Annotated in this window: 20 protein-coding genes; 7 read left to right on the forward strand and 13 right to left on the reverse strand. The window is 66.5% G+C overall.

From position 1 onward, the window contains the following. Window positions 1-103 precede the first annotated feature (103 nt). Window positions 104-1270 (forward strand): 3-dehydroquinate synthase II, encoded by a 1167-nt coding sequence (locus tag ACFR9U_RS07940; protein WP_247375765.1) that lies wholly within the window; start codon window positions 104-106, stop codon window positions 1268-1270. A gap of 99 nt (window positions 1271-1369) precedes the next feature. Then, window positions 1370-2869 carry an aldehyde dehydrogenase family protein gene (locus ACFR9U_RS07945; protein ID WP_247375763.1) on the forward strand — a complete coding sequence of 500 codons (1500 nt, stop codon included), beginning with the start codon at window positions 1370-1372 and terminating at the stop codon, window positions 2867-2869. A 607-nt stretch (window positions 2870-3476) separates the two neighbouring features. Here ACFR9U_RS07945 and ACFR9U_RS07950 read toward each other — a convergent pair. The 5 genes from ACFR9U_RS07950 to ACFR9U_RS07970 form a co-directional block, all read right to left on the reverse strand. Next, window positions 3477-3908 (reverse strand): DUF6677 family protein, encoded by a 432-nt coding sequence (locus tag ACFR9U_RS07950; RefSeq protein WP_247375762.1) that lies wholly within the window; start codon window positions 3906-3908, stop codon window positions 3477-3479. A gap of 93 nt (window positions 3909-4001) precedes the next feature. Beyond that, entirely contained in the window at window positions 4002-4697 is a 696-nt protein-coding gene (locus tag ACFR9U_RS07955; RefSeq protein ID WP_247375760.1) for a type I 3-dehydroquinate dehydratase, read from the reverse strand. Between the two features lie 66 nt (window positions 4698-4763). After that, complete coding sequence (locus ACFR9U_RS07960; RefSeq protein ID WP_247375758.1) at window positions 4764-5828, reverse strand: DNA-methyltransferase; 1065 nt, start codon at window positions 5826-5828, stop codon at window positions 4764-4766. A 73-nt stretch (window positions 5829-5901) separates the two neighbouring features. After that, window positions 5902-6804, reverse strand: coding sequence for a methyl-accepting chemotaxis protein (locus tag ACFR9U_RS07965; protein WP_247375756.1), 903 nt, complete (start codon window positions 6802-6804; stop codon window positions 5902-5904). A gap of 172 nt (window positions 6805-6976) precedes the next feature. Further along, on the reverse strand, window positions 6977-7951 hold the full coding sequence (locus tag ACFR9U_RS07970) for a transcription initiation factor IIB (RefSeq protein ID WP_247375754.1): 975 nt from the start codon (window positions 7949-7951) through the stop codon (window positions 6977-6979). Window positions 7952-8172: 221 nt separating this feature from the next. Between ACFR9U_RS07970 and ACFR9U_RS07975 the strand changes: the two genes are divergently transcribed. Then, on the forward strand, window positions 8173-8739 hold the full coding sequence (locus ACFR9U_RS07975; RefSeq protein ID WP_247375752.1) for a DUF84 family protein: 567 nt from the start codon (window positions 8173-8175) through the stop codon (window positions 8737-8739). Here ACFR9U_RS07975 and ACFR9U_RS07980 read toward each other — a convergent pair. Together ACFR9U_RS07980 and ACFR9U_RS07985 are read right to left on the reverse strand one after the other, a co-directional pair. Then, on the reverse strand, window positions 8736-10562 hold the full coding sequence (locus ACFR9U_RS07980; protein WP_247375750.1) for a flippase-like domain-containing protein: 1827 nt from the start codon (window positions 10560-10562) through the stop codon (window positions 8736-8738). The two genes, ACFR9U_RS07975 and ACFR9U_RS07980, sit on opposite strands and share 4 nt — an antisense overlap. 107 nt (window positions 10563-10669) lie before the next feature. Then, the gene (locus ACFR9U_RS07985; RefSeq protein WP_247375748.1) at window positions 10670-11107 is read right to left on the reverse strand and encodes a universal stress protein; all 438 of its coding nucleotides are present in this window, start codon (window positions 11105-11107) and stop codon (window positions 10670-10672) included. A gap of 109 nt (window positions 11108-11216) precedes the next feature. On the opposite strand from ACFR9U_RS07985, the gene ACFR9U_RS07990 reads away from it, so the two are divergent. After that, window positions 11217-11399 (forward strand): DUF7836 family putative zinc-binding protein, encoded by a 183-nt coding sequence (locus ACFR9U_RS07990; protein ID WP_247375746.1) that lies wholly within the window; start codon window positions 11217-11219, stop codon window positions 11397-11399. Here ACFR9U_RS07990 and ACFR9U_RS07995 read toward each other — a convergent pair. Continuing rightward, window positions 11396-13114, reverse strand: a complete 1719-nt coding sequence (locus ACFR9U_RS07995) for a radical SAM protein (RefSeq protein ID WP_247375744.1) — start codon at window positions 13112-13114, stop codon at window positions 11396-11398. The genes ACFR9U_RS07990 and ACFR9U_RS07995 overlap by 4 nt on opposite strands. A 120-nt stretch (window positions 13115-13234) precedes the next feature. Here ACFR9U_RS07995 and ACFR9U_RS08000 point away from each other — a divergent pair, with 120 nt between their 5' ends. Further along, the gene (locus ACFR9U_RS08000) at window positions 13235-13879 is read left to right on the forward strand and encodes a MaoC/PaaZ C-terminal domain-containing protein (protein WP_247375742.1); all 645 of its coding nucleotides are present in this window, start codon (window positions 13235-13237) and stop codon (window positions 13877-13879) included. Here ACFR9U_RS08000 and ACFR9U_RS08005 read toward each other — a convergent pair whose 3' ends face one another. After that, a complete protein-coding gene (locus tag ACFR9U_RS08005; protein WP_247375740.1) occupies window positions 13880-14692 on the reverse strand; it encodes a DUF429 domain-containing protein in 813 nt (270 codons plus the stop codon). A 69-nt stretch (window positions 14693-14761) separates the two neighbouring features. Here ACFR9U_RS08005 and ACFR9U_RS08010 point away from each other — a divergent pair, with 69 nt between their 5' ends. Both ACFR9U_RS08010 and ACFR9U_RS08015 read left to right on the forward strand, forming a co-directional pair. Next, window positions 14762-14920: a DUF7559 family protein gene (locus ACFR9U_RS08010; RefSeq protein WP_247375738.1), complete on the forward strand. Its 159-nt coding sequence runs from the start codon at window positions 14762-14764 to the stop codon at window positions 14918-14920. Continuing rightward, complete coding sequence (locus ACFR9U_RS08015; protein ID WP_247375736.1) at window positions 14917-15363, forward strand: Hsp20/alpha crystallin family protein; 447 nt, start codon at window positions 14917-14919, stop codon at window positions 15361-15363. The genes ACFR9U_RS08010 and ACFR9U_RS08015 overlap by 4 nt, the downstream gene beginning before the upstream one ends. Here the strand turns inward: ACFR9U_RS08015 and ACFR9U_RS08020 are convergent, their stop codons facing one another. The 4 genes from ACFR9U_RS08020 to ACFR9U_RS08035 all read right to left on the reverse strand — a co-directional run bounded on the left by ACFR9U_RS08020 (window position 15364) and on the right by ACFR9U_RS08035 (window position 18615). After that, window positions 15364-16524: an NAD(P)/FAD-dependent oxidoreductase gene (locus ACFR9U_RS08020; protein WP_379814113.1), complete on the reverse strand. Its 1161-nt coding sequence runs from the start codon at window positions 16522-16524 to the stop codon at window positions 15364-15366. Between the two features lie 10 nt (window positions 16525-16534). Then, window positions 16535-17314, reverse strand: coding sequence for a DUF7388 family protein (locus ACFR9U_RS08025; RefSeq protein WP_247375732.1), 780 nt, complete (start codon window positions 17312-17314; stop codon window positions 16535-16537). A gap of 181 nt (window positions 17315-17495) precedes the next feature. Then, window positions 17496-18095: an NUDIX hydrolase gene (locus ACFR9U_RS08030; protein ID WP_247375730.1), complete on the reverse strand. Its 600-nt coding sequence runs from the start codon at window positions 18093-18095 to the stop codon at window positions 17496-17498. Window positions 18096-18144: 49 nt separating this feature from the next. Then, window positions 18145-18615, reverse strand: coding sequence for a DUF7109 family protein (locus tag ACFR9U_RS08035; RefSeq protein WP_247375728.1), 471 nt, complete (start codon window positions 18613-18615; stop codon window positions 18145-18147). Between the last annotated feature and the right edge of the window lie 39 nt (window positions 18616-18654).

An 18654-nucleotide genomic window follows, 5' to 3' on the forward strand; every position in this document is an offset into this window, starting at 1 on the left:
GTGGGTTCCCACAGCGCGCCTTCGGCGCGCGAGGAAACCCCCGTCGAAAAAAGGTACTGACGAATCCGCCATGTTCAAGCACGGCGGCCGCGACGCCTGACACATGACACGCTCCGTGTGGTTGAAGGCCGACGACGAGGTCGGCGACTGGGAGGCTCGCAAACGCCGCATCACCGCCGGCCTGGAAGCCGGCGTCGACTGGGTGCTGGTCGACGACGACGACGTCGAGCGGGTCCGAGAGCTCGGTCAGGTCGACGTCGCCGCCTTCTCGAACGGCGACGTCCACGTCATGGAAGCCGAAGAAGACGAGATCGACGCCGACGCCATCATCGTCGGGAAGGACGGCGAGGGCGACGGGACCGTCGATCTCCCCACCGACTTCTCTGGCTCTGCGGATCTCTCGACGCTCCGGACCGACGGCGACGGCCTCCAGGGTGGGTACGTTCACATCCGCGACAAGGACTACGAGTCCTTCGCCGAAGAAGTCGCCGAGGAAGCCGACTTCACCATCGTCATCGGCGAGGACTGGAAGATCATTCCGCTGGAGAACCTGATCGCCCGCATCGGTACCGAGACCGACCTCATCGCTGGCGTCCAGGACGCCACCGAGGCGCGCACGGCCTTCGAGACGCTGGAACTCGGCGCCGACGGCGTCCTGCTCGACACGGACGACCCCGACGAGATCCGCAAAACCGTCGACGTGCGCGACGAGGTCCAGCGCGAGTCGCTTGATCTCCAGTGGGCCGAGGTCACGGACGTCGAACAGACCGGCTCGGCCGACCGCGTCTGCATCGACACGGGCAACCTGATGGAACACGAGGAGGGCATGCTCATCGGCTCGATGGCCCGCGGTCTCTTCTTCGTCCACGCCGAGACCGCCGAGTCGCCGTACGTCGCCTCGCGTCCCTTCCGCGTGAACGCCGGTGCCGTCCACGCGTACGTCCGGACGCCCGGCGGCGAGACGAAGTACCTCTCGGAACTCAAGAGCGGCGACGAGGTCCAGGTCGTCGATCTGGAGGGCAACACCCGCGAAGCCATCGTCGGCCGCGTCAAGATCGAAAAGCGCCCGATGTTCCGCGTGCAGGCCGAAACCGAGAACGGCGACCGCATCGAGACGCTCCTCCAGAACGCAGAAACCATCAAAGTCCCGACCAGCGAGGGTCGCAAAGCCGTCACCGACCTCGAAGCGGGCGATGAAGTGAAGATCTACTACGAGGACACGGCCCGGCACTTCGGCGAAGCCGTCGAAGAGTCGATCATCGAAAAGTAACCCCTCGCGGTTACGAGCGGACGGCCTTCACGACGCGAACAATTCTTTTCGGTTACCGCCACCCCTGAGTTTTTCCGCCTTCTCTTCCATTGGTAAGGTATGTCGGAACAGACTGAACGGTCGAAGCGCTCGGCACCGGACATCGCGGTGGATGCGGACTGGAACGCCCTTCTCCTGGGTGGGAACTGGGAATCGGCGGGGAATCGGGACACGATCTCGGTCAGCGATCCCTCCAAACGAGAACAGTGGGCAGAGGTACCCGCCGGGACCGTCGACGACGTGGACGCCGCCTTCGAGGCAGCGACACGCAGCCAGCCGGGCTGGGCCGAGAAGGACCCGAAACAGAAGGCGCTGGTCATCGACAAGGTGCTCGACGCCATCGACGAGCACGAGGACGCAATCATGGAGCTGCTCAAGACGGAATCGGGCAGCGGCCACATGAAAGCCCAGATGGAGATCAACACGGCCGAGGGCATCGTCTCCGAAGCGCGGAGCTTCCCGAACCGGATGTCCGGGGAGATCAAGGACTCGTTCATCGAGGGCAAGGAGAACCTCGTCAAGCAGGAACCGGCGGGCGTCGTGTCCGTCATCCCGCCGTGGAACTTCCCGTTCCACCTCTCGATCCGCGCCGTCGCGCCGGCCATCGCGACGGGTAACGCCGTCGTGCTCAAACCGGCCTCGGACACGCCGGTCACCAGCGGACTGCTCGTCGCCCGCCTGTTCGAGGAAGCCGGCCTCCCGCCGGGCCTCATCAACGTCGTCCCCGGCCACGGCTCGGAGATCGGCGACCGCGTCGCCGGCCACCCCGACACCGACGTGGTGGCCTTCACGGGCTCGACGGAGGTCGGTCGCCACGTCGCGAAACAAGCGGTCGACTCGCTCGCGTTCCCGGCGCTCGAACTCGGCGGGAACGGCCCGCAGGTCGTCCTCGAAGACGCGGACGTGGACAACGCCGCCTCCGCCGGCGCCTTCGGCACGTTCGCCCACCAGGGTCAGGTGTGTATCTCGATCAACCGCCACCTCGTCCACGAGTCGGTCTACGACGAGTACGTCGAGCAGTTGGTCCAGAAAGCCGAGATGGTCCCCACGGGCAGCGCCCACGACATGAGCACCCTCGTCGGCCCGATCATCAACGAGTCCCAGCGCGACCAGATTCTCGACTACATCGAGGAGACCGTCGAGCAGGGCGCGACGCTGGAAACCGGCGGCGATCACGACGGGCTCGTCGTCGAGCCGACGGTGCTCTCGGACGCGACGAACGACATGACTGCCTCCTGTAACGAGCACTTCGGCCCCGTCGCGCCCGTGATTCCGTTCTCGAACGACGAGGAAGCCATCGAGATGGCCAACGCGACCGAGTTCGGTCTCGCGGCGTCGGTGTTCTCTTCGGACCGGAACCGCGCGGAGGACGTCGCCGACGCCATCGAGGCGGGGATGGTCCACATCAACGACCAGCCGATCAACGACGAGGGCCACGTGCCGTTCGGCGGCATGAAATCGTCGGGAATGGGGCGCTACAACGGGGAGTACATCATGCGAGAGATGACAGAAACGAAGTGGATCTCCGTCCAGCGCGAACCGCGAAGCTTCCCGTTGTAATCCCACTTTTTTACGTCGGGGGTGTCCTCGGCCTTCGGCCTGCGGGCACCCCACGAAGCAAAAACCTGGACTAAAAAGGCGCGAGCGGCAAGCCGCTCGCGTGAACCGCCTCGCGCTTCGCGCTCGGCAGATACTAGATACTACAGCACCGGTACTGAGCAGTTGATTTCAATCCGTGCCGAAGGTCTGCGGACGGAATACAGAGCGATAGAATACAGCCAATCCCGCGACGACGGCTCCGAGCAGATAGACGAGTCCGAGAGCAGCAAAGAACGAGAATGTCCACTCATTGCACCCGTCATACCAAACGAGAACCCAATCCGAAACCCGAATTCCACGAAACGCTGGAGAACCGTACGTCTGGCAGAGTGCCAATTCTCGCGACCCTACCCATGGAGTGGTGATGAAACCGAGGACAAGAAATAATACACCCAGACCAGCGGATGCCTTACCGACACGTCTGATGTTCACAGACGAACACTCATTCCTTGCCGCAATGTCAGTTGCCCTTCTTTTCAGCGACGTCCAATAGTCTATCATCTACCGCTGACAGAAGTCCGGTGCTCACTACAGCCGGATACTAATTGATCACGTTCCAGTAACGCACTCACACCCGACTGGGTTCGTCCGATCCCTCGCTGTCGGCCGCGTCGAGTTCCGTCGTACACCAGTGGCAGAAATCGAGGTCGTCGTCGACGTCGCGACCGCAGTTGGGACAGCGCGCTCCGGCCTCGGTTCGTTCGCGCTGCTGGTTGCGCTGCGTGGCCATCCAGTAGGCGTCGACCATGCTCATGATCGTGATGGACGCGAGCGCCAGCACCGATTCCACCGGCAGCGCCCGAGACATCTGCATGAGCGAGTCCACGGTCACCGTCTCGGGGACGATCCCTTCGGGGACCATGAACGACGCCGTCGTCAGCACGAGCCCGAACCACAGCAGTGCTCGCAGCCACTCCCGCAGGTAGACGTGTCCGAGTCCCGGGTGGATGAACGCGAGCAGCGCAGCCAGCCATGGTCGCTTGCGTGCAGTCCCTTGCACTATGCGCGAAATCAGGAACGAGCCGTTGTTAAGCTTCCGTCTTCGTGACAGTCGCTGTCGAGACGCCGACGGTCTCGGTCCGACTGTGACGGATTACTCGCCGGGGCCGCCCTCGCCGGAGGCGAGGTCGGTGACCAGCCGGCGCAGCGTCGCCAGGTCGTACTGGCCGGGCGCGGTCGCGCTCTCGGGTTTCACCGGCGCGTAGCCGATCTTCGACCCGTACAGCGGTGCCACGGCGCGCGAGTGTCGGCCCGCCTCTCCCATGGCCATCGTCGCGACGCGGTCGCCACCAGCGTCGGAAGCGCGCGTCGCGGCGAGCAGTTCGAGCACGTCGTCGATCGTCTCGGCGGTTACCGCGAGCTTGCCGACGTCGCCGTGTTTGGCGGCCCGGTCGAGCAACTGCCGGAGCTTCGGCGGTTCCGGCGTTTTCTCGAAGTCGTGCGTCGAGACGATGACGTCGGCACCGTTGTCGTGGGCGTAGTTGACGACGTAGGCGGCGTCACCCTCCAGGATCGCCTCGAGTTCGACGTCGATCGCCTCGACGGCGTCGTGTTCGGCGGCGGTACACAGCGCCTCCGTCCGCGCCTCCTCGTCGGGGGCGTTACCGCCCTCCCACTCGACGCGGTTGGTCGCGATGATCGGTAACTCGCCGTCGTACTCCTCCAAGGCCGTCAGCGGCTCCTCGGCCATGTCCATGCGAAATTCGACGGCGTCGGCGTGGTCGCGTGCGGCTGGTTCGTCGCGCAGGTCGGCCGTCGCGGCGGCCAACACGAACGACTCGAAGTCCATATTGCCGCTTCCTTCGTGTATTATAAAAGAATATCTCTCTCGGTGGGACGGTTCGATCGCGCCCGATCAGTCCAGGACGGGTTCGTGCGTGACCTCGTACGTGGCGTCGACCGGCGAGTCGCCGTCGGTGACCGTCCGCTCCTGAACGTCCGCGACGGTGTAGAGGCGGATCTGCCGTTCCTGTTTGGTGACGACGGGCACGTCGTAGTGTGCGGCCTCGTAACTCGGTGGATTCCCTGCCTCCCGTCGCTCGGCGACGAACTCGCGGTGGCGGTCGAGACGGTCCTCGGTCTGTTCGTCGGCGAGCGTCGGCACGGTCTCGACGAGGTCGTCGAACGCGTCGCGGAAGCCGGGGTCGGTCTCGTAGCCGACGGAATCGCGGCCGGCGACCATCGCCGCGAGCGTCGTGGTGCCGGTGCCCCAGAACGGGTCGAGCACGGTCTCGCCGTACGCCGAGAACATGCGGATCAGCCGGAGCGGAATCTCCAGCGGGAAGGCCCCGGAGCGCTCCCGAGCATCGACGCCGTCGAGGTGCTGGTCCTCGCCGGGGACGTCCCAGAGGTCGGAGAACCACTCGTTGCGCTCCTCCCAGAAGTACGCGCTCTCGTAGCGCTGGTCGTCTCCGGGCGGAAAGCCGCGGGTGGACCCGTTGCGGAAGACCAGCACGTGCTCGTGTTCGAGCGTCGGATAGGCGTTCGGGGGGAGCATGCCCGAGCCCAGGAACTTGTTGGGGCTGTTGGTCGGCTTCCGCCAGAGGATGTCGGGGAGCGACCGCAGGCCCCGGTCGGTGAGCCGGTTCGTGATTTCGGCGTGGTTGGGGAACAGGCGGAACTCCCCGTCGACCGTCCGCGTAGCGTCACCGACGTTGAGACAGAGGACGCCACCGGGGGCGAGGACGCGGACGACTTCGGCCCAGACCTCGTCCAGCACGTCGTGCATCAACTCGAAGGCGCGATCGCCGTCGCCGGCGTCCAGCGCGTCACCGATGGCAGGGTCCAGGTCGGCGAAGGTGTCATCCCACATCTCGATGAGGGGGTAGGGCGGCGAGGTGACGACGAGTTCCACCGCGTCGTCGTCGATCGCACCCATCGACCGCGCGTCCCCGACGACGACCCTGTGTTCGGTCTCCATGCCCGTCCCCACGGACGGCCCCCTTTCGACTCTTGTGGTCGGACGCGGGACGAACAGAGAGAAACAGCCCGGCTCAAACGGTGTCGGCGCGGAGTTCCTCGACGATGCGCTTGAGTTCCTCGACGCGCTCGACCTGCTCGTCGTTGGTGTCGGAGATGTTGTCGATCTCGGTGGCGACGCGGTCCGCGCTCTCGGCGACCTCGTCGATCATGCTGGCGACTTCCTCCGTCGAGGCGGCCTGTTCGTCGGTCGCGTCGGCGACTTCCTGTGCGCCCTGGGCGGCCTCCTGGACGGCGTCGTCGATGAGCTTGAGCGTGTTGACTGCGCCTTCGACCTGCTCGATCCCGGTATCGACCTGATCGTTGGCCTCGTCGATGCTCTCGACCGTGTTCTCGGTGTCGGCTTTGATCTCGGCGACCATCTCCTCGATCTCGGCGGCGTTCTCCCTGGACTCTTCGGCCAGCGCTTTGACTTCGTCGGCGACGACGGCGAACCCTTCGCCGGCTTCCCCGGCGCGAGCGGCCTCGATCGAGGCGTTCAGCGCGAGCAGGTTCGTCTGGTCGGCGATCTCGTTAATGACCTCGACGATCTCGTCGATCTCGTCGATCCGGCCTCGTAGCTGGTCGACGTCCCCGGCGACATCCGTGGTGGCCTGGTCGACGTTCTCCATGGCCTGGATGGCGTCGTCTGCCGACTCGCGACCCTCGTCGGCGAGCTCTCGGGCCTGGTCGCTGACGGCCTTGACCTCGCTGGCGCTAGACGCGACTTCCTCGACGGTCGCAGAGAGGTTCGACACTTCGCTAGATACGTCTCGCATCCGCTCGGACTGTTCGTTGGCGAGCGAACTGATCTCGTCAGAACTGCCGGAGACCTCCTCGGTCGCCGCCAGCAACTCGTCGATGGCAGCGCCGAGTTCCTCGGCGGTGTACTCGCCGGCCGACTCGGCGAGCCCCGTGTTACCCGTTCCTGAAGTCATTGGTATCGCCACAGGCGACTGCCCGTAAATTAAGACTACCCCCGCAATTCTCAAAAGCGATTCTCGACCGGGTGTGGCCCCCGTATTCGGGCGATGCGACTCGTTACCAATCGGGGGCGTTCCGCGACGTTGGCGTCGCGTTCGAGCGCCGTTCGCAGAAACAGTCGACCGGTCAGGCCATCGGGAGGTCCTGCTCCGCTTCGAGCAGTTCGTGATAGCGGTTGCGGATGGTGACCTCACTGATGTCTGCGACTTCGCTGACAGCGGCCTGCGTGGTCTTCTCGTTGGTCAGCAGTGCGGCGGCGTAGACGGCGGCGGCCGCGAGGCCGACGGGTGACTTGCCGCTGTGGACGCCCTGCTTTTTCGCGTTCTGGAGGAGCTGGCGAGCGCGGTGTTCCGCCTCGTCGGAGAGTTCGAGCGAGGAGGCGAATCGCGGGACGTAGCTCTCGGGGTCGGCCGGCTTCACTTCGAGGCCGAGTTCGCGGACGACGTAGCGGTACGTGCGGGCGATCTCGCTTTTCTCGACGCGGGAAACGTCGGTGATCTCGTCGAGGCTCCGGGGGACGCCTGCCTGCCGTGCAGCCGCGTACACCGAGGACGTGGCGACGCCCTCGATCGACCGTCCGGGGAGCAGGTCCTCGTCGAGTGCTCGTCGATAGATGACGGAGGCGGTTTCTCGAACGTTCTCGGGGAGACCGAGCGCTGAGGCCATGCGGTCGATCTCGCCGAGGGCCTGCTTGAGGTTGCGTTCTTTGGAGTCGCGGGTGCGGAAGCGCTCGTTCCACTTCCGAAGGCGCTGCATCTTCTGGCGCTGTCGGGAGCCCAGCGAGTTGCCGTAGGCGTCCTTGTCGCGCCAGTCGATGTTGGTCGAGAGCCCCTTGTCGTGCATCATGTTGGTGGTCGGGGCACCGACCCGGGACTTCTCGTCTTTCTCACTGGCGTCGAACGCACGCCACTCCGGCCCGCGGTCGATCTCGTTTTCGTCGACGACGAGCCCGCAGTCTTCACAGACCGTCTCGCCGTGCTCGTTGTCCATGACGAGGCTTCCCCCACACTCCGGACAGTCGAGCTGCTCGCTTTCGTCCTCTTCTTCTCGTTCACTGCTCTCTACCGCCGTACGCGTGCGTGTTCTCTGGTTCTCGCTCATTGTGGCAAGGCGAATGCTATCCGGGCAGGAAACGTCCTGAAAAACCCCGGACGGTTGTCGGTAAAAAACTGATTAGAGCGAAAGTTATTTAAATATTTCGGCTCGCTGCTGCGGGGGACGCGCACACCCGCTATACCGCCCGTTTCTGCGAACGGTGGTTAATGATTAATATAGTGTGAATCGATGGCAAGCCACAAGTCTAGTTCAGACAATGGTCCGGTATGCACGTTGCGGTAGGGAGCGAGAATCCGGTGAAGGTCGCGGCGACCGAACGGGCGCTGGCCGACTACGACGCCGTCGTCGATCCGGTCGCCGTCGACTCGGACGTGCCCGAACAGCCGCGCGGCCACGCTCAGACGATCGCAGGAGCCCAGAACCGCGCCGAGAGCGCGCTGGCGTTCGGCCCCGAAGTCGACCTCGGAATCGGCATCGAGGGTGGCGTGGCGGAACTCCGCCGCGAAGGCACCGGCGACCGCGAGTGGGCGTCCGACATCGCCCCAATCGCTGACTCGTCGGACCTGTATCTCGTCATGTGGGCTGCCGTCTCCGACGGGACGCGGACGACGCGCGGAAGCGGTCCCAGCATTCGACTCCCCGAGACCGTCGCCGCCCGCGTCCGTGACGGGGAGGAACTCGGGCCCGTGTTCGACGACTTGCTCGGCACCGACGACCTCGGTGAGAAGCAGGGCGCGGCCGGCGTACTCTCGGACGGCATCATCGACCGGGAATCGTCCCTGGTCCACGCGGTCGCGGCCGCGCTCGGCCCGTTCGTCACCGACCTCTACTAATTCGAATCGACGGCTGCGTCGGCTTCGCCGTCGACCTCCCGACTCTCTTCTACAGCGGTGGTGAGCGAGACGTTGAGCCAGCCCATCGAGGCGACGCCGCCGGCGATCGTGACGACGTTCTTGACGGCGTGATCGACGATCGCCGCACCGATGGCGACGCTCCACGTGACCGGCGTCAGTGCGACGACCAGCAGGGAAAACGCCCCCTCGTAGAGGCCGATACCGCCCGGGGACAGCGGCAGGACCTTCGCGAGGTTGCCCACGCTCACGGCGAAGAAGCCGACTGCCAGGAGCGTGCCTAGCGAGAGGTTCACCTCGAACGCGGCGAACACCAGGACGGCGGTGATGACGTCCAGCGTCCAGATGAGGAGACTACTCGCCCCGACTCGGGCGAACGCTGCGGGCCGGCTCGCCACGCGCTGGATGTCGCCGGTGAAGGTTTCGAGGACGCTTGCCACGTAATCGGCGTACGAATCGTTCGAGAGTCGCTGGACGGCGCTCCTGACGAAGTTGCGGTCGCTCCGAGCGCTCGCCACGATGACTGCCGTGACGGCGAGCGCCGCTGCCCCGACCGCCATGGCCACGTACACGGCGACACGGCCGCTCTCACGAGCGCCGGTCAACTCGGCCGCAAGCGTCGAGAGACTCGCTGGATCGAAGATCGCGTACCCGACGAGCACGGCCCCTGCCAGGGCAGTGATCGTCAACAGGTCGAACACGCGTTCGACGGCCAGTGACGCGAATCCGGAGGGATACGGGATGCCACGGCGAGCCTTTACGACGTACGCACGGACCGCGTCACCGGCCCGTGCCGGGAACACGAGGTTCCCCGTCTGGCTAATGAACACCGCCCCCGTGAGGAAACCGACGCGCTCTGTATACCCTAACTCCGCCAGGATGTCCCGGTAGCGGGCCCCGCGGAGCGGCCACGAAACGACGTACACCAGTGCGGCGGCGACGACGAGCGCGGGATTCGAGCTCCAGGCTGCGCCCATCTCGTCGATGACCGCCGTCGGGTCGAGATACACCGTCATCAGCGCCAGCGCGACCACCACCAGCAGCGTCCCGGCGGTCAGGGTCACCCGGCGGGTGATGAGCGGGCTGACGATCAGTTGCCACCAGGTCCGGAGGATCTGGCTCCCCATCCCGAACACGTCCCGGACCAGGTCGACCTTCGAGTCGCCCTTGGGCGTCCACTCGACGGGGAACTCCTTGACGCGGTAGCCGTCCTTCTGCGCGCGGACGAGGACTTCCGTGTCCCAGAACCAGTGTTCGTCTTCGACGTCCCCGATGAGGGCGAAGAGCGCCTCGCGGTCGAACGCCTTGAACCCACACTGGTGGTCGAGCAGTTCCGAGCGCAGGAACAGTCGAACGAGGCCGTTGTAGCCACGGCTCGGAATCCCGCGTTTCGCGGGGCGGTCGGCCTGCTGGCCGGGCACCCAGCGGGAGCCGGTGGCGAAGTCGTACCCGTCGGAGCGGATGCTCTCGACGAGTTCTTCGAGGTGTTTCATGTCCGTCGCGAGGTCGGTGTCGAAGTACACCAGCGTCTCGCCGTCGGCGGCGCGGAAGGCGTACTCAAGTGCGCCGCCGCGGCCCAGACGCTCGTCGCTGTGGACGTGCCTGATGCGGTCGTCGTCGTCGGCGAGTCGGCTGGCGATCGCCGGCGTTCGGTCTTCGCAGCCGTCCTCGGCGACGATGACCTCGTAGCTGTGTGCGGGGAGGAACTCGGCGAGCGTCTCGAGGGTGACCGTCACGGTCTCCTCGATGGTGTCGGCCTCGTTGTAGGCCGGGAGGACGACGCTCACCTCGACGCCCTGGGTCATTGCCCGACTGTTTCGGTAGGGTGCAAAAGTACCTTCTGTTCGCTACAGCGTCGACTGTTCCCTTCCCGACGTGTTTCTGATCGGGCGAACAGTGGCTGCGGTGACGACTACTCGCGGTCGCCGATGTTCTTGACCAGCACCGACTGGTCGGACTCGCGCAGCACGTTTTCGGTGACGCTGCCGAGCAACACCTTGTCGATCCCCGTCTGGCCGTGGGTCCCCATGACGACGAGGTCGACGTCGTTGGTCTCGGCGTAGTCGAGGATCTCCTTGTGCGGCGTCCCGGTCTCGACGGCGGTGACGGCGTCGAGGCCGGCGTCGGCTGCCCGGTCGGCGATCGCGTCGACTGCTCGCTTGCCTTCGCCTTCGAGCGCCTCCTCGACGGTGGCCCACTTTCCGTCCGGCAGCGTCGGGTAGTTCGTCGTGTCCACCACGTAGAGCGCGTGAACGGTCGCGTCGGTCAGCGCTGCCAGTTCGATGGCTTCGCTGATGGCTTCCTCGGCTCCGGGGCTGGCGTCTGTCGGGATGAGAATGTCGTCGTACATGGGTCGTTCACCTGCCGTGTTTGCAAGCCACGCACTTGACCTGTCGGGTCGCTCCCACCGGACGAGAACCGCCGAAGGTTTTTCACATGCGGGCAGCGCATTCTGGAGTATGAACGAGGCGTTCGTTCAGTTGCGCTGTCCCGAGTGTACCAAAGACTGGGAGGCAAAACCCATGGACTTGCCGGCGCGGAGCGAGTCGTTCACGTGCCCGGACTGTGGCGAACAGCGCCCCACCGCCGAGTTCATGCGAACCGACCGCGACCTCGAAGTCCTCAAAGAGTTCCAGAGCTAGTCCGCCCGTTCGGACTGGCTGACGGTTGCGAACTCACTCACGTCGATTTCTCCGACCTCGCTGACTGCCTCGTAGGGCCGATTGACGACGATGTTCCCCGCCGTCTGCTTCCCGATCCCCGGAATCGCCTGGAGTTCGTCCATCGACGCCGCGTTGATGTCGAGCGGATAGGGAACCCCCGACACGGAGCGATAGCCGTGGTCGGTGACCGCCACGTCCAGCGTCTGGCCGAGTTCGTGCTCGCCGGGAATGCCCACCAGCAGCGGATACGTCCCGAGTTGCCGACCGAAGGTCGTCCCGTCCTGGTGGTATTCGAGGTGGACGTTCGGGAGGACCGTCCCCGGGGGCGCGACTCGCTGGAGCATCGGGTTGTCGATGGTCTCGCGAATCTCGCGCTTGTAGGCCTTGAACTGGTTTTTGTGCTCCTTGGCGATGTCCGCGCCGGTGTCCGACATGTCCGTCCCGGCGAAGGCCATGACCTGGCGGATGTTCACCCGCCGGAGCATCAGCCCCTCGTCGTACACCCGCTGGAGGAACTGCTTGTTGTGCTCGTAGGTTTCCGGCCGCTCGCCCATCAGCCCGTGGACGAGGTTGATCCCCGGCAGGATCTTCGGCAGCCGCCGGGCTGCGTCCTCGCCGTGATTCGGCGCGGTGTCCTTGTCACCGCCGGGTCGCCAGCCGCCCTCCTCGTTGACGATCTTGACCGCCTGGAAACACTCCTCGGCGGAGACGTTGAGGTTGTTCTCCTCCTGGACGAGGGGATCGGCCGACTCGAGGCCGAACGCGGCCGTGTCGCCGGGCGTGTTGTGCTCGGCGATGACCCGGATGCCCTCCCGGGAGAGCTCCGGCCACTCGACGATGGTGATGGGATTCATGTTGTCGAGGTGGAGCGTCTCCAGGTCGGGCGCCACCTCGCGGATGCCGCCGTAGAGGTCCCGCAACGCGTCGGGGTTCGGTTTCTCGCCGTCGCCGCCGTAGGCGAGGATGTCGGCCTGGCGACCGAGGCGGAAGTGCCGCGCACCGCGCTCGTAGAGGGCTTCGACCTCGCCGACGACGGTGTCGGTGGGGCGGAAGGAGGGGTCGCCGTACAGCGGCTCCGTGCAGAACGAACACCGGTACGGACAGCCCCGCGAGGTCTCCATCTCGCAGATGAGGTAGTCGGGGTGGTTGGGGTGCTGTTCGATGATGAACGCGCCCTCACGAGCCCACCGGGCGATCTCCTCGTTGTCGCGCATCCGGTTGCCGAACCCTTCCATGCCGCCGTGGACCAGGTCGTAGGCGGCGGCTTCCACGTCGCCTTTCGCGACGAAGTCGTAGTCCAGGTCGTCGCGTTCCATGTCCTGCGCGCCGGCGTTCTCCTCGCCGACGCCGAAGCGGACGGGGCCGCCCATCAACGACGTGCCTTCGGCGGTCCAGGCCATCCGGCGGACCTCGTCGGGCTCGGCCGGGGTGCCCCCGACGTAGTTCCCGGGGACGGTCATGCCGCCGACGTAGACGAACAGGTCGGCCTCTTCGACGTCCTGCCAGCGGCTGCTGTCGTCGCGGAGCGCGTCGATGGTGTGGTAGGTGATCTGTTCTGGCGGGACGCCCGCATCGACCAGCGCACCGGCGGTGTAGCGAGGGTAGGTGGAGACGTAGGGAGGAACGCCGAAGTGAGCCGGCTCGTCGACGTAGCCGTCCACGATGGTCACGTCGAGGGTTGCCGGGTCTGTCATGGACGCCGCTTGTCTCTCGACGAGTAAAACGATGTGGATGTGCGGGCTCGGCGGCCGAGATACCATCTCGCACACAGTCCGGAACCACCACTACGGGACTCAGCGCCGTCCCTAGAGACGATGGCAATCGACATCGCGTGCGGGATGGAGGTCGACCCCGAGGATCCCGGCGCCGTCACTGAGATCGACGGCGTGGAGTACTACTTCTGCTCGGAAGGTTGTAAGGAGCAGTTCCAGGCCGACCCGCAGAAGTTCCTGGCCGCGGCGTTCCCGTTTCTCAACGAAATCGAGGACATGCAGACCCCGCGGCTGCCCTACGGCGGGGTCCGGGGCGAGTTCGAACTCTCGGTCGCCGACGAGGAACAGTTGGGCGTCGGCGACGAAGTCTCCCTGACGCGATCGCTCACCGACGACGAGGTCCGTCAGTTCGCCCGCATCACGAGCGACACCAACGCGCTCCACCTCAACGACGAGTTCGCCGAGCGCACGCGGTTCGGCCGGCGCATCGCCCACGGGACGCTCGTTTCCGGTCTCATCAGCGCGGCGCTGGCGGCGTTCCCTGGAATGACGATCTACCTCAGCCAGGAACTGGAGTTCGTCGCGCCCGCGGACGTCGGCGACACGTTCACCGCCCGGTGTCGGATCGTCGATCGACTCGCTAACGACCGGTTCCGCGTCGCGACCCACGTCGAGAACCAGGACGACGACATCGTCATTCAGGGGACGGCGACCATCCTCATCGACGACCTGCCGCACCTCCACTGACTACACGTAGATGTGACCCTCGACGGGATCGTACGCCCGGTCCGGCTCGAAGTCGGCTTCACGGGCGCGATGGGTCGCGAGCGCCGCCACGACCGCATCGAGCGCGTCGCCGCCCGCGTCGTCGATCAGTTGGCCGCGGACGTCGGCGGCGAACTCGATCGCAGTCGCCGCTTCGAGGCCGTCGACGATCTCTTCGCGACGTTCCCGCGCTGGCCCGTCGTCGTCCTTGTACTCGCGGGCGGGGAGCGAACAGGTCGCGAGGGTGGCTGCCGGATACACCTCACAGAGCTGGGTCGCGTCGGGCGTCGCGTCCGCCGGGGACTGCATCGGCCGAACGCAGACGTCGTCGGTCCGGGCCAATGGTGCGAGAACGTCCCGGATGCCGTGGAACGTCTGGCTGGCCACGAGCCAGTGGTACGGCGACTGCGCCCCCACGGGGCCGTCGGTTTCCCGGAGCAGGTACGTCCGGTCGCTCCCCGTCTGCTCGGCACGGGAGACGCACGCCTCCTCGAAGCCGTCGACGTCTGTCGCGGCGGTCGCGACCCACTCCAGGGAGTCCTCCCAGGTGTCGCGGCCGTGGACCGGTGCCGGGACGCCGAACGAGACGTCCAGTCCGACGACCGAGGCGTCGCGGAGGAACGCACACAGGCGGCCGAGACATGGCGCGCGCTCGGCGACGCCGAAGCGGTCGGCGGCCGACGCGCAACTCTCCACGCGAAGGCTGTCGCCGTCGACGGTCGCCTCGGCGAGCCAGATGCCGTGGCCGGCCTGGCGAGCGCCGCTGAAGTCGATGCCGTGGAGGGTCGCTGTCACGGTCGAGGAGAGGGCAGCGAGAGAGAAAAAGCCGGGGCATTCTTGGTGTCCGCGGGCGTACCTGAACGTATGCCGAAGACTGAGGAGATCAAGTGTACCTCCCCGGACTGTGAACTCGACATGTTCGAGAATCACTATACGTACGACGTCCCCGACGATCTCAGCGTCTCGGACCTCAACTGCCCGATGTGCGGTGGCACCGACTGCCTCGAAGCGATCGAACTATGATCCGCGAACTCGGCCGCTCGATCGGTAACGCCGTGATGGAGACCGTCGGCCGTGCGGCAAGCACGGTCCAGGAACGCCGTCCCCTGCCCGTCGATCTCCTGGAGAGCGAGGACGCCTACCTCGCCGTCTTCGACGCGCCGGGCACGACCAGTAGCGACGTTCAGGTCCGGTTCGAGGACAACACCGTCGAGGTTCGCGTCGACCGCTTCCGCGACTTCCACGAGGGCTACGACATGCTCCTGCCCGGCCGCGGCCTCGCACTCGACGGACAGATCACGCTGCCCGCCGACGCCGACGTCGACCCGAAAGAGGCGGACGCGACCCTCCGACAGAACGGCACGCTCGAAGTTCGCGTGCCCAAGGAAGACACCGCCAGCGAGATGCCCGTCACGGAGGAAACCGACACCACCGAGGGCGAAGACGCGACCGACGACGGGGCCTGATCACTCGACGGTCATCCCCTCGACGACCGCGAACTCCTCGTCACCGTCGAACCGGGTCGGATCGAACGCGTCGAGCGCGTCGCCGATCCACCCGTCACTATCCCCCTCCACGTCTTTCTCTAGCAGCATCCGTGCGACCGCGTCGCCCAGCGCGGGCGCTCGCATGAACCCGTGGCCGTGCCAGCCGACTGCGACGAACAGGTCGGGAGCGACTTCCCCCACGAGCGGGTCGCGGTCGGGCGTCGCCGTACAGAGGCCTGCCCAGGACCGGTCGACTGCCGGCACGTCGACTTCCCGAGCGAGCGCGTCTCCGAACCGGTCACACGCCGAGGTCACGAACGCCTCGTCGGCCGTTCGGTCCCAGTCGTCCGGATCGAAGTCCCGTTCTTCAGTCCCGTCGCCCACCAGGAATCCCCCGTCGCGCGGTCGGCAGTAGAACCCTGCCGTCGCGTCGTAGAGGATGGGTGCGTCGCTGCTGGCCGGAGACGGCTCGGTCACGAGCGCCTGCACGCGGTAGGCCTTGACCGGAACGGGAACGTCGACCGCGGCGAGGAGCTTGCGGGTGTGGGCCCCGGCCGCGACGAGGACTGCGTCGAACTCCCGAACGCGGTCGGGCGTCGTGACGGCTGGTCCCTCCGCCAGGGCCACCTCGGTGTCCGTCTCGATGGTCGCGCCGGCAGCCCGCGCCTGCGCTGCCACGACCTCGGTGTAGGTCGCCGGGTCAGTTGTGGCGGCGTCGTGGGCGATGGCGGCCACCGCGACGTCGTCGGTCCGGAGCGCGGGGAACCGATCCGCGAGAGCTGCTGGCTCGACGAACGCCACGTCACGGCCCCGTTTTCGCATCCGCGGGACCTGTTTTTCGATCGCCTCGGCGCGACCCTCGTCGCCGTCGCGCGCCAGCCAGACGTAGGGGCGTTCCGTGAACGAAAAGCGCGTTTCGGCTGCGAGCGAGCGGAAGCGGTCCATCGCCGCCGCGGCCACGGCCGCGTCGATGCGGTCGGCGACGGCGCCGTAGCAGATGCCGGCGGCCCGGCCGGAACTCCCGGCGGCGACCGATCCCCGCTCGAAGAGCGTCACCGCTGCCCCGGCGTCCGCGAGTTCCCGCGCTGCGGTCACGCCCACCGCGCCGCCACCGACGACTGCAACCCGTTTGGATGCCATCGGTCTCGTATCAGTCCGCGACCGCGTCGATCCCGCGAGCAGGGTAGCCGACGACGGTGTCGACGCCAGCGTCTCGGAGCCGGTCCGTCTGCGTTCGGACGCTGTCCTCGTCGCCGACGAGCGCGTAGTCCCGGACGGCCTTCGAGAGGACCGACCGCGCTCGGCCAGTTGCGGTCGCGTCCGTCGCGGCGTCGGCCGGCAGTGCCTCTCGGACGGGTTTCCGGCGTGCGGCGTAGGCACCGACGGCGTCGAGGATGGCGTCCTCGTCGTCGCTCACGACCAGCGGCGCGTAGACGGCGATTTCGCCGTCGAAGCCTGCCGCCCGGAGCGCGCGGAGATCGCGCTCGGTCGACCGCGAGAGCAACTCGAACTGGGTGCCGCCGACCGCGAGCGCGATCCGCTCGACGCTCTCGGTCCCGACCCATGCGTCCGGAGCGCGGTCCCTGGCAGCCCCGAGTCGCGGGGCGACGGCCCGCTGTTTCTCCTCGTCGGTCAGATACGCCGGGTGGCCCGCGACGAGAACCCGTCCGACGGAGTCGGGGAGCCGTTCCCAGCGCTCGTCGTCGCCGAGCGGGTCGAACCCGTCGGCTCGGACTGGCGTCGTTACTCGGACCGTCTTGTCGTCGGCGAGGTCCGTCAGCGTCTCGGCGTCCGGGAGGTGTTCGCGGCCCTCGTAGTCGATCGTCACCGTTTCGACCGCGAGGTCTCCCGCACGCGAGACGTCACACTCCGTCGGTTTCACCGCGATCGCGTCGATACCCGCCGTCGCCAGTACGCCCTCGGTTAACATTCGTGTCTCCTCCAGTAGCGCGTGGCCGCGACCGCCGTCGGCCACGCTCGCGAGTTATCTGAATCCCGATCCCTCGCGGCAAAACGCTGTCGTTTACCGCCCCTCTCCGTTCGCCGATGAACCAGCTATACTGGGAGATCAGCGTCTTCCGGACGCTGCTCTCGGTTCACCGATGAAACGGTTACACTGGGAGATCAGCATCCGGATCGACCTCTCGATCGACTTCCTCGGGCATCTGCCAGTCGGTCGCCAGTTGCAGCAACTGGACGAGGATGCGCGCCGTCGCGCCCCAGACGGTGTAGCCGTCGACGGTGAAAAAGTGGAGGCGGATGTCGCCGTAGTGGGGATGGTCGCGGCGTTCGGACTCGTAGTTGTCGAGGTCGATCAGGTCTTCGACGGCGAGGATGGCGATCTCTGCGACCTCCCGCTCGTCGGGCGTGTACTCCGCGTCGGGAACGCGAGCGACGTACGGCCGCACCGAGTATCTGGTGACGGTCCGGATGTCGTCGAGTCGGCCGACGATGTCGGCAGCCGCCGGGTCGAGACTGATCTCCTCGTTGGCTTCCCGGAGCGCGGTCGCCTGGAGACCGTCGTCGCTGGGCTCGCGGCCGCCGCCGGGGAAACTCATCTGGCCGGGGTGTTCGCCGAGGTGGTCTGCACGCTTGGTGAAGAGGAGATAGTGGTCTCCGTCGCGGGTGATGACCGGCGCGAGCACGGCTGCCTCGCGCTCCTCGTCGGAAATACCGACAGCGTCGTGCGCGACCACCCGCTCCAGGTCCATACACTACATGTCGAACCGGGCGCTCTTAATTTGCCCGGGGTCCCCTGATTTATGAGAGGGCCTCGTCGAGCCGGTCGCGTGCGGCCGCGAGATCGACCGGCGCCCACACTTCGAGTTCGTAACTCACGTCGAGCAGTTGCTCGATGCGCTCGGTGTCGCCGGCCGCGACGGCCGCGTCCGTGTCACGCTGGAACTGCGCTTTGCCGGCCTCGCCCAGCCGCTCCCGGTCGATCGACCGCTGCTCGATGGCCATGATGTGTGGCAGGTCCGTCGCGCCCTCGAGCAACTCCGGGAACGCGACGGGACCCGGGAACAGCCACTCTTCGTCGGTGTCGTCGGCGTCGACGGACACGAGGTGGTACGTCCCGATTGCGTCGTCGACGTCCGGATCGAACGCCGAGGGGTCACAGTCCTCGCCCTGTTTGTACGCCAGTTCGACGAGCGCCTGCCCGAGTTCCTCGCGAGTGAGCGCGCCGAAGAGGTCGACGACGCCCGCCAGCTCGTCGCCGGTCACGTCCATGTCCCGTCGGGCGACTGGCTCCCTCTTTACGCTTCTGCC

The sequence above is a fragment of the Halorientalis brevis genome (assembly GCF_042678165.1).
Classification (GTDB): Archaea; Halobacteriota; Halobacteria; order Halobacteriales; family Haloarculaceae; genus Halorientalis; species Halorientalis brevis.

What these genes read in the sequence shown, in the direction of transcription:
- ACFR9U_RS07940 (WP_247375765.1), top strand. Translation starts at nt 104, where the DNA reads ATGACACGCTCCGTGTGGTTGAAGGCCGACGACGAGGTCGGCGACTGG.
- ACFR9U_RS07945 (WP_247375763.1), top strand. Translation starts at nt 1,370, where the DNA reads ATGTCGGAACAGACTGAACGGTCGAAGCGCTCGGCACCGGACATCGCG.
- ACFR9U_RS07955 (WP_247375760.1), bottom strand. Translation starts at nt 4,697, where the DNA reads ATGGACTTCGAGTCGTTCGTGTTGGCCGCCGCGACGGCCGACCTGCGC.
- ACFR9U_RS07960 (WP_247375758.1), bottom strand. Translation starts at nt 5,828, where the DNA reads ATGGAGACCGAACACAGGGTCGTCGTCGGGGACGCGCGGTCGATGGGT.
- ACFR9U_RS07965 (WP_247375756.1), bottom strand. Translation starts at nt 6,804, where the DNA reads ATGACTTCAGGAACGGGTAACACGGGGCTCGCCGAGTCGGCCGGCGAG.
- ACFR9U_RS07970 (WP_247375754.1), bottom strand. Translation starts at nt 7,951, where the DNA reads ATGAGCGAGAACCAGAGAACACGCACGCGTACGGCGGTAGAGAGCAGT.
- ACFR9U_RS07975 (WP_247375752.1), top strand. Translation starts at nt 8,173, where the DNA reads ATGCACGTTGCGGTAGGGAGCGAGAATCCGGTGAAGGTCGCGGCGACC.
- ACFR9U_RS07980 (WP_247375750.1), bottom strand. Translation starts at nt 10,562, where the DNA reads ATGACCCAGGGCGTCGAGGTGAGCGTCGTCCTCCCGGCCTACAACGAG.
- ACFR9U_RS07985 (WP_247375748.1), bottom strand. Translation starts at nt 11,107, where the DNA reads ATGTACGACGACATTCTCATCCCGACAGACGCCAGCCCCGGAGCCGAG.
- ACFR9U_RS07990 (WP_247375746.1), top strand. Translation starts at nt 11,217, where the DNA reads ATGAACGAGGCGTTCGTTCAGTTGCGCTGTCCCGAGTGTACCAAAGAC.
- ACFR9U_RS07995 (WP_247375744.1), bottom strand. Translation starts at nt 13,114, where the DNA reads ATGACAGACCCGGCAACCCTCGACGTGACCATCGTGGACGGCTACGTC.
- ACFR9U_RS08000 (WP_247375742.1), top strand. Translation starts at nt 13,235, where the DNA reads ATGGCAATCGACATCGCGTGCGGGATGGAGGTCGACCCCGAGGATCCC.
- ACFR9U_RS08010 (WP_247375738.1), top strand. Translation starts at nt 14,762, where the DNA reads ATGCCGAAGACTGAGGAGATCAAGTGTACCTCCCCGGACTGTGAACTC.
- ACFR9U_RS08015 (WP_247375736.1), top strand. Translation starts at nt 14,917, where the DNA reads ATGATCCGCGAACTCGGCCGCTCGATCGGTAACGCCGTGATGGAGACC.
- ACFR9U_RS08020 (WP_379814113.1), bottom strand. Translation starts at nt 16,524, where the DNA reads ATGGCATCCAAACGGGTTGCAGTCGTCGGTGGCGGCGCGGTGGGCGTG.
- ACFR9U_RS08025 (WP_247375732.1), bottom strand. Translation starts at nt 17,314, where the DNA reads ATGTTAACCGAGGGCGTACTGGCGACGGCGGGTATCGACGCGATCGCG.
- ACFR9U_RS08030 (WP_247375730.1), bottom strand. Translation starts at nt 18,095, where the DNA reads ATGGACCTGGAGCGGGTGGTCGCGCACGACGCTGTCGGTATTTCCGAC.
- ACFR9U_RS08035 (WP_247375728.1), bottom strand. Translation starts at nt 18,615, where the DNA reads ATGGACGTGACCGGCGACGAGCTGGCGGGCGTCGTCGACCTCTTCGGC.